The organism is uncultured Actinomyces sp. (assembly GCF_963542285.1).
Lineage (GTDB): Bacteria > Actinomycetota > Actinomycetes > Actinomycetales > Actinomycetaceae > Pauljensenia.
The window spans coordinates 99854-112332 of record NZ_CAUTWQ010000002.1 but is presented as its reverse complement, the minus strand read 5'-3'; the positions used below and the strand labels follow the sequence as shown (position 1 = coordinate 112332).

11 protein-coding genes are annotated in these 12479 nt (G+C 55.4%); 8 read left to right on the top strand and 3 right to left on the bottom strand.

Features of this window, described 5'->3' with window-relative positions:
- Nucleotides 1–125 precede the first annotated feature (125 nt).
- Nucleotides 126–740 (bottom strand): hypothetical protein, encoded by a 615-nt coding sequence (locus tag RW023_RS01690; protein WP_315579593.1) that lies wholly within the window; start codon nt 738–740, stop codon nt 126–128.
- 458 nt (nt 741–1198) lie between these two features.
- Here RW023_RS01690 and RW023_RS01685 point away from each other — a divergent pair, with 458 nt between their 5' ends.
- The 3 genes from RW023_RS01685 (at nt 1199) to RW023_RS01675 (ending at nt 4809) form a co-directional block, all read left to right on the top strand.
- Entirely contained in the window at nt 1199–1933 is a 735-nt protein-coding gene (locus RW023_RS01685; RefSeq protein ID WP_315579592.1) for a glycerophosphoryl diester phosphodiesterase, read from the top strand.
- Between the two features lie 28 nt (nt 1934–1961).
- A complete protein-coding gene (locus tag RW023_RS01680) occupies nt 1962–3299 on the top strand; it encodes an MFS transporter (protein WP_315579591.1) in 1338 nt (445 codons plus the stop codon).
- A 265-nt stretch (nt 3300–3564) separates the two neighbouring features.
- Nucleotides 3565–4809 carry a hypothetical protein gene (locus RW023_RS01675; protein WP_315579590.1) on the top strand — a complete coding sequence of 415 codons (1245 nt, stop codon included), beginning with the start codon at nt 3565–3567 and terminating at the stop codon, nt 4807–4809.
- Here RW023_RS01675 and RW023_RS01670 read toward each other — a convergent pair.
- Complete coding sequence (locus tag RW023_RS01670) at nt 4806–5957, bottom strand: alpha/beta hydrolase (RefSeq protein ID WP_315579589.1); 1152 nt, start codon at nt 5955–5957, stop codon at nt 4806–4808. The genes RW023_RS01675 and RW023_RS01670 overlap by 4 nt on opposite strands.
- Before the next feature lie 183 nt (nt 5958–6140).
- Between RW023_RS01670 and RW023_RS01665 the strand changes: the two genes are divergently transcribed.
- From RW023_RS01665 to RW023_RS01645, 5 genes are all read left to right on the top strand, one after another.
- Nucleotides 6141–7430: a C40 family peptidase gene (locus tag RW023_RS01665; protein ID WP_315579588.1), complete on the top strand. Its 1290-nt coding sequence runs from the start codon at nt 6141–6143 to the stop codon at nt 7428–7430.
- Nucleotides 7431–7625: 195 nt separating this feature from the next.
- A complete protein-coding gene (locus RW023_RS01660) occupies nt 7626–8450 on the top strand; it encodes an ATP-binding cassette domain-containing protein (RefSeq protein ID WP_315579587.1) in 825 nt (274 codons plus the stop codon).
- The gene (locus tag RW023_RS01655; RefSeq protein ID WP_315579586.1) at nt 8447–9082 is read left to right on the top strand and encodes an ABC transporter permease subunit; all 636 of its coding nucleotides are present in this window, start codon (nt 8447–8449) and stop codon (nt 9080–9082) included. Before RW023_RS01660 ends, RW023_RS01655 begins: the two co-directional genes overlap by 4 nt.
- Nucleotides 9079–9753: an ABC transporter permease subunit gene (locus RW023_RS01650; RefSeq protein ID WP_315579585.1), complete on the top strand. Its 675-nt coding sequence runs from the start codon at nt 9079–9081 to the stop codon at nt 9751–9753. Before RW023_RS01655 ends, RW023_RS01650 begins: the two co-directional genes overlap by 4 nt.
- Nucleotides 9750–10682, top strand: a complete 933-nt coding sequence (locus RW023_RS01645; protein ID WP_399499211.1) for an ABC transporter substrate-binding protein — start codon at nt 9750–9752, stop codon at nt 10680–10682. The genes RW023_RS01650 and RW023_RS01645 overlap by 4 nt, the downstream gene beginning before the upstream one ends.
- A 485-nt stretch (nt 10683–11167) precedes the next feature.
- On the opposite strand, the gene RW023_RS01640 is transcribed toward RW023_RS01645, so the two are convergent.
- Nucleotides 11168–11716 carry a DUF559 domain-containing protein gene (locus RW023_RS01640; RefSeq protein WP_315579584.1) on the bottom strand — a complete coding sequence of 183 codons (549 nt, stop codon included), beginning with the start codon at nt 11714–11716 and terminating at the stop codon, nt 11168–11170.
- Nucleotides 11717–12479 lie beyond the last annotated feature (763 nt).

Here is a 12479-nt window from a genome sequence, read left to right as displayed (position 1 = left end):
ATATAGCGTAGTGCCCCGCCAGCTTCGGCTGGCGGGGCACTTGCTTTTGCGAGGCACCTGCGTTTCCGGGGCACCTGCGCGCGAATTGTCATGGCACCCTAGGGAGTCAAGAGTTCGCCCGAACGTCAGTAATTCTTAAATCCGCCCTTCCCAGCTGGTGGCGGGAAAGCGCCGGGCGCTGGTGTAGGTGGAGTGGCTGGCGGTGTATACGGTGAGGTGGGCATAACGCTGCTGCTCTCCACAACCATCACATTGCCGTTGGTCAGGACGATGTTGGCAGGGGAGTGCAGCCGAGCCATAGCTGTTTGCCGTTTACGCCATGCAAAAACGGCAATGATGAGGGCAAGCACAATATAAATTGCGTGTTCGATGGTCGGGTCATCTGCAAGGTTTGGTGCAACTTCTTCAAGCATTTTCAGAACAAAAGTCAGCATGAGGATCAGGCTTGAGACGACCACGATCGGAAAACTGACAATCGCATAGATGCGTGAAGAGACCGAGTACAGCAGGTGATTGAGCTTGTAATAGGCAAATCCGGCTATAACCATTGCAACAATAGCCCAAATGAAGTGGGCCTTTTCTGAGGATGTCAGCCAGCCCATGTGATCCATCGTGAAAATGCCCGAAAATCCTATGACAAGCAAATAGTCGGGAGAGAAGATCATCCACAGCAGCATTCCCATGTAGAAAAAGAGAACGGCGATAATCACACAAATCAAGAGCGCGAACACCAGTACCATGCCTTCATCCTAACAATGTGAAATTTGTGCTAGCTGATACTTGTCTGAGTGCGGAAATTGGTGCGTGAACGGTATTTCTTCCGCTGGATTGAGCACGCTTTGACGGCACCTGTTCCAAATTTTTAATTGAAAAAATAAGACCTGACGAGTTGTCCGCTTCCCTAAAATGGCGAATAGTACAGCTATGTATCCGCACATAGGTGCAGAGGGCTCTGCACATAAGTGCAGAAAGCTGGGTAAGTCCTGCGCAATTTCTTTGTAATAGCTTCTGACCTGCGCAAATATAGTTTAGTTATCGATGTTCGCGTTGAGCAGATATGTGAATATGTGTGCGGGAACACATTTATAAGCATGAAACTGGAACACGCCAGTCACATAATTAACAGCGGAGATCGGGGATTATTAGTCCCTGATCTTTAGGTTTTGTCCATCCTCGACAAGGAAGTCAGTGAACTTCTATGGAACGTCGCATTTTTGCACACCGCGGTTTGAACCGTGTCGCACCCGAGAACAGTCTTGCAGCTTTTGAGAAGACTGCAGATGCTGGTCTCACCTGGATCGAGACTGACGTCGACATCCTTGGTGACGGTACGCCAATCGTCATCCACGACACGTCGCTTGATCGTACGACCAATCGCAGCGGGTCGTACTACGGCCTCGAGAAGGCAGATCTGGCATCGATCGATGCTGGTGCATGGTTCTCTCCGGAATTCGCCGGACAGCCCCTGCCCACCCTTGAGCAGCTGATCGAGCTCCTCAACCGCCGTGGGCTGAATGCCAACATTGAGATCAAGTCAAATGAGGCCGGCGGCGCCATGTCCATGCGCCTCATTGATTCGATTCTTGATGCGTTGACTGGACTCGACCCCGAACGAGAGGTTTTCTTCTCCTCCTTTAATCACGTGTTGCTGGCGAAGATCAAGGAACGCGCACCTCAGTACGAAGTGGGCTGCCTGTACGAGACTTGTGCTCTCTACGACGACTGGAAGTCCATGCTCGAGCTGGTTGGCGCGTCATACATTCACCCCGAGGACCGCGGTCTGACCAAGTCCAAGGTTGAGGCCTTCCGTGAGGCAGGCTTCGGTGTCAACGTGTGGACCGTAAACTCGATTGATCGAGCACATGAGCTCTTCAATTGGGGCGCAACCGGTGTCTTCACCGATGTTGCGGACTCTTTTGCCCATCTTCAGTGAGTGAATCTCGAAAGGTAAATTCAACAAAATGTCTGAAACCTCAGTAGGCACAAAGTCGCGCCTCCCTAAGTTCATGCAGAAGGGCCGCATCGGCGGCTACCTCACTGTCGTGTTGACCGGCCAGCTGGTCTACGTCTCCTTCGAGGCATTCAAGGGTTCGCTGCTTGACCCGGTGACCCAGGCACTGGGCATCAGCGTTGCTGACTTCGGTAAGATCATGACCGTCCTCGGCTTCGCAATGTTCATGTACGTTCCTGCAGGTTGGGTGAACAACCGTTTCCCCATCCGCAAGATCCTCATCGCCTTCGCTTCTTGGCGACTGCTGACCTTCCTGTTCCTGTGGCTCTCCCCGATTCTGGGCTACAACTTGAACCTCACCGCCCTTCTTGTTGTTGCTGCTACTTGGGCAGTGTGGGACGCAATCGGTTGGCCCGCCGTCGTGAACGGCGTCACTTTCATGGCCTCCGATTCCGACTCCAAGGGCCGTGGCTTGGCCATGGGTCTTCTTGAATCTCTCCGTCGTGGCCTCGAGTTCTGCATGAACCTGATCGTCATCGCCTGCATTGCTGCATTCCCGACTCACGCTAACGGCATCATGATTGGTTTCGGCCTGGGCTACTCCCTGCTGCTGATCCCGAACATCTTCGCCATCCTCCGTTTCGTCCCCGCAAACGCTGTTGCAGAGTCCGAGGGCCACTCCAAGAACACCGCAGCCCTGGTGGGCCTCGGCAAGGTTCTGATCCAGCCTCGCGTGTGGTTCGCAGGCATCGCAGGCATGTGCGTCTACTGGTGCTACGTCGACCTGATTTACTCCGCCGCACCGTACCTGACCCGCGTCTACCAGGCCTCCACCGCTCAGGCCTCGACCTTCGGTATCTTTTCGACCGGCTTCGTCGGCATCATTGCTGGCCTGGTTGCAGGCGTTCTCGCTGACTACATCTTCAAGTCCTCCACCACCATGATGGCTGTCGCTCTGACCGTCATCGCTATCGGTGTGGGTGTGGTTTACATGCTCCCCGTCTCGGATTCGATGATGTGGCCCGCAATGATCTTCCTGATCGTTATGGCCTTCGGCGTCTTCTTGGGTAAGTCCGTGATCCTTGCTCCGATCGCCGAGCTTCACCTGCCTGAAGACATCAATGGTTCCGCAATGTCGGTTGGTTCCTTCCTGGTCTACGCACCTGTCATCTGGGCGAACTACTCAACCTCGAACATCATTGATTCCCACGCTGCAGATCCTGCGGCCGGCTACCACATCATCTTCCTGATCACGCTGTGCGTGGCCGCTGTTGGTGCTGCTTGCGCCTACGCATTGGTTTTCTCCAACCGTCGTTCGAAGGCAAAGGAAGCCGTCGAGGCGAAGTGATCCTTCGCGGGAATGAGTCCTTTTAGCCGGTCTTAACAGACCGTGCCTGCTTGGGCGGGTCCGCATCGTCCCTGGTACTGCGGTATCAGATCTGGACGCTGCGGACCCGCTTTTCGCATGTCGATCCACTCCGTCACCTGTCACTACTCTCAACTTCTCCGGCCCGTCTTCGTCCACGCCTCGGCGTGATTGTGGAACAATAAGACCAGATCGCATCTACCATTCATCAACACATCTAGCATCAGCGCGAGGGGTTGGAAGCTTCATGGCTCTCTTTGAATTCGATGAGGGGCGTTTGATCCCTGCCCAATTCGGCCGCTCAGTATCCGACGGTTTGACCCCCGAAATCGTTGATGCCGTGTGTAATCAGGTGCTTGAGATTGTTTCGCGCCCACTTTTCCCCATCACCTGGCGAGATATTTCCCCCTTCGAAGGTTCGGCCTTTGTCGATGGCTCCGCAGAAGACGAAGCTCCTCGATTGACCGCCCTTGATCCTTCGGGTCAAGTTGTCTCGGTCGAGATTCTTGACTTCTTGGACTCAGATACGCTGATTCAGTCCCTGTCACGCCTTGCTGGAACTGCCGCGCTGTCCTGGTCGGATCTGGCTCGTGAATATCCCGGAGGCGTCGCAGCTTTCAAGTCCGGGTGGATTCAGTTCCGCGATTCAATGCCACCCTCGCCCGGAGCAGGGCCGCGTCTGGTCATGGTTGTTGGCCGCATTGATCCAGCCGTTCGTCCAGCGCTTGAGGTTCTAGCTGCCTCCGGTGTTGAGGTTCATGAAATGAGCCTGCGCGAGATGAGCAATGGGCGTTCTTTCCTTGAAGTGCATGCTGTTGGCCCGCGTACCTACGCGCACGCTCCTCACCTGTTAACGGGGCGCTCCGACGACGTCCCCGCGATCGCCTCGTCAATCCGCGAAGTGTCCGCCCCCGTGACCATTGAGTCCACAGCGGGCGTTGACATTGTTGCTTCCGAGCCGCCTACCGAGGCCGAGGCCTTGACTCCCGACAGTGACGACTACCTTCCCGAGGATGAAGAGCTCCTTCAACAGGCAGCTGGCGCCGAGACCTTAGAGCCGGAAGCTTCTGAAATGGAAGCCGAGCATGTGCTCGAAGGCAGCGATTCGCATCATCATGCTGCGCCAGTTGTTGGTGAAGATGGAGACGACGACTTAGAAGAGGAAAGCGAAGAGCTCCGCGCTGCGCGCGAGGCGGGGATCCCTGTCCTCTCGCGTGATGCGGCTGCCCTGCGTGTCCTTGGGCAGATTATTGCCGAGGATGTCCCCGCAATTATCGTTGGTGTTCCTCAGGCAGAGTGTGAATTCACAGCCGATGGCCTGTTCCGCTCGGGTGAAGAGAGCTGGGATAACCCGCAGGACGCGCTTTCCTACTTTGGTGTTTCCGGTAACGGTTGGACGTTGTGGCACCTGGGTGGGGAAGAAGGCCCGACCTTGGGTGAGTCCCTAGCAGAGGTCAACCGAGAGATCATTCGCGAGTACTCACGCGATTAGATAAATGCCTTAATCCAGCGATCCATTGTTTCGTAGACCCGTGCGCGCACCTGAGGGTCAGAGAGTAGCAGGTCGTGCTTGCCCGGGAAACTGGCAATGGTCACCAGTGGCCCTAAGCGCGATGAGCGCTCCAAGATGACTTCCCGATCTAAGACGACGTCACTTGAAAAAGTTTCTGGCGTGAATTCTTCGCTGAAGAAACTTGATGTCGACATCATCGAAAGCACTGGAATATCCAATTTGACCGAAGTCGCAACGCTGTCGTGGCCTTCGAGGATCGCCTCGAGCCAGGCTGCGTAAACGGGGTAGGAGCCGGGACGCTTCCATTCCAGCGCATAATCCCATCCCTGAACAGCGGGATCGTCGGCGTAGGGCTTGAGAGATTCTGGTAGTGGTGCCTCTAGCGAGTTCCAGCCCTCGTGGAGCGAACGTGCATAGTTATCTCGGCCGCTGCCTCCTCCTGGAACCGCCCACATCGGATTTCGAGAGGCAATGCGTTCAAGAATCGGAGCCACGGTTGAACGCATGGAAGCCATTGTCTGCATTTCAAGCCATGCAGAATTCAAGATCAGGCCATCGATTGCGCCGGGATGGCGATTTGCCCACAGTGTTGCAAGCAATCCGCCCGTTGAGTGACCCATAAGAACAAGTGGAAGGTCGGGGTAGTCATCGCGGATCAGATCCAGAGCTTCTCCGAGTTCCTCATCGTACAAGCTGAGGTTCGAAATGAATCCCATGCGCTGGCCGGGGCGTAGCGAACGACCATACCTACGAAGGTCGATTGCGTAGAAGGCCCCTGCACAGTCGGCGATATTTTGGGCCAGCTCGCGCTGGAAAAAGTAGTCGTTGCGGCCGTGAATGTACAGGGTAATGAAACGAGGGGAGGGGGAGGAAGCTGCGTGACCTTGGTAGCGAACCAAAGTTGCAACAACAGGACCTGCGTCATCATCCATGAGGGGGATGGTGCGTGATTCGTAGCCCTCACCTAGGACGTCGCGCCGCCACTGGCCAACGGGGGCTGGGCCTTCTTCTCCCCAGGGGGCCAGCACGGCCTCATCGACGAGGCCGTTGAAGCAATCGGTGCTGCTTGGGGACTCGGGGAGCTCGGTTTCGTCCACTGTACTCACTCCTGTGTTGGGGGTCTGCATTGATTTTATGTGGATTTTCGTGTGAAAGATATCGTTATTTGGGGTGAATGTTACAAATGTTGCGATCGTGATTTATGTGGCTTCGGTTAAACGTTGTTGCGAATGTTGCCTAAGTGAACTACTCTCGAATGCTGTATATGACGACGCACGCCCTTCTCCCGGCGTACAACGACAGGTGGACCAGTGAGACGTGAGACAAAGCGCCGCGGTATTCGCGTAATCAGCGTGACCGCGCTATTTGCATCACTCGCTGCAGCAACTCCCGGTATCGCTCTTGCAGCTCCCAGTGACGAAGAGATCGCACGAGCCCGCGAAGCCGAAAATGCGGCAAAAATGTCGGTCGCTCAGATCGAAGTAGAACTTGCAAGCGTAAAAAGCGAAGCTGAAGTCGCACTTCAGAAAGCCATGAGTGCTGCGGAAGAGCTGAACGGTGCCCGCTACTCGCTTGAACAGGCGACCCAGACCGCGCGTCAAGCGCAGGCGGATGCTGATAAAGCGAAGGCTGATTACGAGGCGGGGAAGCAAGAGATCGCCTCGATCGCGCAGACGGCATACCGCGATGGCGGTTCATCCCTTGACTCCATCGCCCCCTATCTTTCCGCCGACGGGCTGCGCACGGTCGAAACCAAGCAGGCTACGCTCAACTCCTTCTCGGCCTCGGCGAACGTCAAAATGCAAAAGGTTGCCGCGCTTGAGCAGGTCGCAAACGTCATGAACGACGCTGCGATCCAGGCGCAGGCAAAGCAAGCGGAAGCAACCGCGCAGGTTGAAACTCGTGCCGCTGCGGCTCAGAGCGCTGCAAACGACGCAAGTAACGCGCAGGCCATGACTGCTGCTCGCCGTGATGCTCTGGTTGAGGAGCTCGCGCGCAAGCAGAACACAACCGTCGAGCTGATTAATCAACGCGAGGCCGAGCTTGAGGCGCAGCGTCAGGCTGCAGCCGCTGAAGCCGCACGCCAGGCTGCCGCAGCAGAGGCTGCACGCCAGCAGGCAGCTGCCGAAGCCGCACGTCGCGCACGTGAACAGCAGAACTCGTACACGCCAGCTCCTGCCCCGGCAGCCAGCTATGACGACGACGATGACACCCCATCGGGCGGTGGCGGTGGTAATTCCGATGCCGCTGCAGGTGCCATCGCTTGGGCGAAGAGTAAGCTCGGCGCGCCATACGTGTGGGCTGGCGAAGGCCCCGGCTATGACTGCTCCGGTCTGGTCACCATGGCGTACCGTTCGCAGGGTATTTACCTGACCCACTGGTCGCAGGCACAGTACTCGGAAGGCACTCGTGTGCCGGTCAGTCAAGCCCAGCCCGGCGATCTGATTTTCTGGAACTGGGATGGTGGCAACATCGACCATGTTGCGATCTACCTGGGTAACAACCAGATCATCGAGGCACCGACCTTCGGTGTTCCGGTTCGAATCACCTCGATCTATGGATGGAGCGCGGTTCTGCCCTACGCAGTGCGCGTGGTATGACGACATTCACTGAATAGTTCTTGTAGGCCCGGGCGTTTGGGGAAGACGCCCGGGCCTCGTTTTATCAGATCCGTTTGTGAGTTGGCTCAACTTAGAGCAAACAAGAAATAAGTTCCCGTGAATGGTCGTTTTCCTTGGTGACGCCACACATTGGCAACGACGCACCAGCGTTTCGTCATCGCGATAAGGAATGTCATGATCACCTTCGACCACGTGTCGAAAACATATTCACCCGATACGAAAGCGGTTGAAGATTTTTCTTTAACAATTGACCCGCACACAACAACGGTATTCTTGGGGACCTCAGGCTGCGGCAAGACAACACTCATGCGGATGGTGAACCGCATGGTGACTCCCACTTCCGGAACTGTTACAGTCCGCGGCCGCGATGTCACGCATGAAGATCCTGTCGCCCTCCGCCGCTCCATTGGTTATGTCCTTCAAGACGGCGGTCTTTTCCCGCATCGAACAATCGTTGACAATATTGCAACCATTCCGCTTCTAGAAGGCGTTTCAAAGGCAAGTGCGCGAGCAGATGCGCTCACGCTCATGGAGCTCGTCGGCCTCGACCCCTCGATGGCGAAGCGCTACCCCGCCCAGCTTTCTGGCGGTCAGCGTCAACGCGTCGGTGTTGCACGGGCCTTGGCAAACCGCGCAGACATTCTGCTGATGGATGAGCCTTTCGGTGCCCTAGATCCCTTGGTCCGCTCGGACCTCCAGCGCCAACTCCGTCGCATTCAACAGTCCTTAGGAACCACGATCCTCTTCGTCACTCACGATATTGACGAGGCCATTGTTCTGGGAGATCGCATTGCACTCCTTCGCGAGGGGGCGCAGATTGTGCAGGAAGGGACCCCGCGTGAGCTCTTATTGAATCCTGCGGATGATTTTGTACGCGATTTCTTGGGAACCTCGGCAATGAGCGAGCGAGAGCGCATCCTCGAAGGCGTGCCCGGCGGAATCGATACGCGCGCCCTTGCCGCGGACTTGGGAAATGATGCCCAGGGGGAACGCGCGTGAATTGGCTGACCAGTTCGTGGGCGCTGATTGGGGATCTGATCGGTGCGCACCTCGCGATTGCTTTACCAGCGATTATCGCCTCGATCCTCATTGCAGTCCCGGTCGGTGCTTGGGCACAGCGTTCAAAGATTATTGGACGCCCGGTGCTATCTTTTCTTTCAATTCTTTACGCGGTTCCTTCGCTTCCTCTTCTGGTCGTTATCCCTGTGATTTTTGGGATTGCGCTGCGCTCGCGGATGAATATGGTCATTGTTTTGACGATCTACGGTGTGGCTGTGCTGATTCGACAGTGCGCGCAGGCTTTCGCAGCGCTTCCCAAAGATGTGCTCGAATCTGCTGATGCCCTTGGGATGTCGCCACTTCGCCGTTTCTTCACGGTAGAGCTTCCCCTTGCAATTCCAGTGATCGTTGCGGGAAGCAGGGTCGTTATTACATCGACGGTTTCATTGGTGACTGTTGGAGCATTCATTGGCGTGCGTTCATTGGGAACCTTGTTCACTGATGGTTTCCAGCGAGGCCTTACCATCGAGGTCGTTGCAGGGTTGGTTCTCACCATTGGGCTGGCGCTGGTATTGGAACTCCTTGCAGTTGCTTGTGGGGCTGTGCTGACCCCCTGGAGGCGAGCGCGATGAATCTTCTCCTTGAAGCAGTGGAGTGGTTAAAGGAGGGGCAGAATTGGCTGGGTCCGTCTGGAATCCTGGTCCGGACTGGTCAGCACGTGCTTTTCGTTGTGGCCGTTGTCCTGATCTCCGCTTTGATTGCGCTACCGATTGGTGTGTATATCGGGCATACAGGACGCTGGAAAAACCTTGTTTTAACCGCAACGGGAGCCGCGAGGGCGGTGCCAACTCTTGGCCTTCTGACCCTGATTGGATTGTGGTTAGGGATCGGTTGGCAAGCGCCCCTTATTGCCCTTGTTGCCCTGGCAATGCCGCCGATTCTTGCAGGTGCCTATTCCGGAGTGATCTCTGCCCAAGGATCCTCTGATGCTGCGCGAGCGATCGGACTCACTGAGAGGCAGATCCTCACTCAACTTGAGATTCCCGCGGGTGCCCCACTGATCATCACCGGACTTCGTTCGGCGGTTTTACAAGTAATTGCAACAGCGACCCTGGCTGCTTATACGGCCAACCTTGGTTTAGGGCGCTTTCTCTATGTCGGTCTGAAAACCCGGGACTACGGTCAAATGATTGGCGGAGCGCTGGTCGTTGTTGTCATTGCGCTCATTGTTGATCTTCTTTTTGGGCGCCTGCAGGCGCGAGCAAGCCGCCGCCTCGGTGGTGGGGAAGTGGGTGAGTGGTGAGCGTTTTGCCCCGTTTTTCTTCACGAGGCCGACTCCGAGTTTCCGTAGTACATGCTGGTTTGGCCTGTGTCTTGGTGGGTCTAGCAGGATGCGGTTCGACCGCGACCTTTGAAGGGCGAAGTTCTGATGGCGCCATTGTCGTTGGAAGTCAGGACTACTATTCGAATGAGATCTTGGCCGAAACATACGCGCAAGCTCTCGAAGGAGCCGGCTATAGCGTTCAACGAGAGTTTCGCATTGGGCAGCGTGAAGTATATATGCCCGAAATTGCCTCGGGAAAAATCGACGTTTTCCCTGAATACACCGGTTCCTTGCTGCAGTATCTCAATCCCCAGGCCACGCAGACCCAAGCCGACGAGGTTTACGAAGCCTTGGCCTCGGTCATGCCTGACGGCCTTTCCATCACGGATCAGGCTGAGGCGGCTGATCAAGATTCCTACGTTGTGACGACAGCTCTGGCGGATCAATACGGGCTCCAAGAGATTGGCGACTTATCGCGTCTTCCTAGCGTGACTTTGGGTGGAAATTCAGAGCTTGATACACGTCCCTACGGCCCCAAAGGGCTTGAGTCCATGTACGGAGTCAAGGTTGGGTTTACTCCGATTGAAGACTCCGGTGGTGCGCTGACGGTGAAGGCTTTAGAGAATAACCAGGTTCAGCTGGTCGATATCTATTCCTCGGATCCGGTGCTGGCGAAGGGACAACTCAAGATCTTGAATGACCCGAAGGGATTGATCTTGGCATCGAGGGTGGTGCCGGTTGTGTCTTCTCGTTTGGATTCGAATGCGCGCGAGGTGCTCAATCGCGTATCGAAACAACTGGGACCGCAAGACTTGGTGGAAATGAACCGCCAGTCGACTGTTGAGGCGCAGTCTGCCTCCGCGATTGCGTCGAAGTGGCTTGAATCGAAGGGGCTGCCGCACAAGTAAAAGGCTTGATGCGCAAGTAAGGCACTTGCTGCACAAGTGAGGTGCTCGCTGCTCAAGTGAGGTGCTCGCTGCTCAAGTAAAGCGGGCACTTCGCGGTTGCTGTGGTTGTTCGGGGTGCGGTTGTGTGGCATCGGGTGCCGCCAGCTCATCCCTAAATGTCACACGAAGTTGGCATGGCTCTCATCTAATTGCACACGAAGTCGGTGAATGTCATGCGTTATAGCCTGTGACATTTGGCGACAACGTGTGGAGGTTAGGCGAGCGTAGAGCTTTCGTGTGTAGGTAGCCGGGGCGCTGCTCGTGATGCTCTCGCTGCTTTCGCAACAAGCTGTTCGTTCTTCGCTGCCACAGGAAGTCGGTGAATGTCATGCGTTATAGCCTGTGACATTTGGCGATAACGTGTGGAGGTTGGGTGGGTGCAGCGACTTCGCAAGGAGAATGTGGAAGGCCATCGAGAGACGCGTCAGGTGAAAGACGCTGGATACTTAATCGATATACCCCTTATCCCACAGCCGGCTAGAAGTCGTTGGTATGGCCTCGAGTAAGTCGAGCCGTTGGGCAAGATCGATCTGAAGGCGAGGCAGGGTCTTTAGCTGCTCCCACGTGTATCGAATGACATTCCATCCGCAGTCGCGCAGGTTCTGTTCTCTACGAATCCATCGTTGTTTTGCGCGGTAGAGGTCCTCATTCGTACTTCCCAGTTTGCTCATTCCGTCAAATTCGATCGCGACGCGTTTCTCTGGTAGAGCGAAATCGATGAAATATCTTCCTGCACTACCGTTCATCTCGAACTGTGTCAGTACAGGACCACTGTAGATGCTGCGGATCGCGTAGAGCATTGCCGCTTCGGCGGGGTTATCGCATCCTGCATCTGCGTTCTTCACAATGAGCTTCGCAGTGGATACTCCATACTTCCAGCCGTTTTCCTGAGCAGCGGACAATCGTCGAATGAGCTCCTCGCGCAGGTCATTCTCGCGGATACGTGAAGACCCTATGCGCTGTAGCGAGAATTCCGATTCGGTGTGCAGTGTCATGCACATGGCTATAAAAGCCTCAAAGTGTTGCGACCCCATTGCAAGGCGAAGAGCTGCATCCAATTTGTCTTCTACTTGAACACCTTTCTCAGTTAACCGGTGATCTGTCAGCGGAGGTCTGCGCAGTTTCCTCACCTTTACACGTGGAATGGTGAAACCTGAGTAGCGCACCGATGGGAGAGTGGAATTTGGATAGGGCTGAGGACACCAAAAGGTGATGTCATGGTTCGCTGACCACAGTGGAACTCCCTGGACACAAAGCGAGCTGGTTCCGACGAATACGATCCGCGGATCTCGTGATTGTGCGAGAGAAGCAATACGTGCACAATCAATGTATTGCTTAACTTCCCACCGAGGTAGTCCCGACGAAATGGTCAGCATAAAGCCGCGTTTTATCCTGACTTGTGAGTGAGAACTTCCGTCTATTGGTGCTAAATAAACTTCTCGTGTTGATCGGGAGAGTACGCACCCTTCTATCTCTTCTTCGTCCATCTGCTCAGTGTTTAATAGCGGCGTTCAAGAGGGAGAGTTTCGTAAAAATCTGTGGAAAACGCCGATTGCGTGTACACCCTATGGATAACTCTTGGCTGCTTGGTGTGAGTAGCGCTGAGTGCGTAGCTGCTCCCGTTCGTCTTCTTAGAAAAGTCACATGAAGTCACTAAATGTCACGGGTTATAGCCTGTGTCATTTACCGACTTCGTGTGGGAAAAGGGGGGGACGAGGCCGGGCCCGGGTGGCAGGGGAAGTGAAGACGAGGCTGGGG

Excerpts from the sequence above, each read along its gene's own strand:
- RW023_RS01690 (WP_315579593.1), bottom strand. The coding sequence starts at position 740 with ATGGTACTGGTGTTCGCGCTCTTGATTTGTGTGATTATCGCCGTTCTC.
- RW023_RS01685 (WP_315579592.1), top strand. The coding sequence starts at position 1,199 with ATGGAACGTCGCATTTTTGCACACCGCGGTTTGAACCGTGTCGCACCC.
- RW023_RS01680 (WP_315579591.1), top strand. The coding sequence starts at position 1,962 with ATGTCTGAAACCTCAGTAGGCACAAAGTCGCGCCTCCCTAAGTTCATG.
- RW023_RS01675 (WP_315579590.1), top strand. The coding sequence starts at position 3,565 with ATGGCTCTCTTTGAATTCGATGAGGGGCGTTTGATCCCTGCCCAATTC.
- RW023_RS01670 (WP_315579589.1), bottom strand. The coding sequence starts at position 5,957 with ATGCAGACCCCCAACACAGGAGTGAGTACAGTGGACGAAACCGAGCTC.
- RW023_RS01660 (WP_315579587.1), top strand. The coding sequence starts at position 7,626 with ATGATCACCTTCGACCACGTGTCGAAAACATATTCACCCGATACGAAA.
- RW023_RS01650 (WP_315579585.1), top strand. The coding sequence starts at position 9,079 with ATGAATCTTCTCCTTGAAGCAGTGGAGTGGTTAAAGGAGGGGCAGAAT.
- RW023_RS01640 (WP_315579584.1), bottom strand. The coding sequence starts at position 11,716 with ATGACACTGCACACCGAATCGGAATTCTCGCTACAGCGCATAGGGTCT.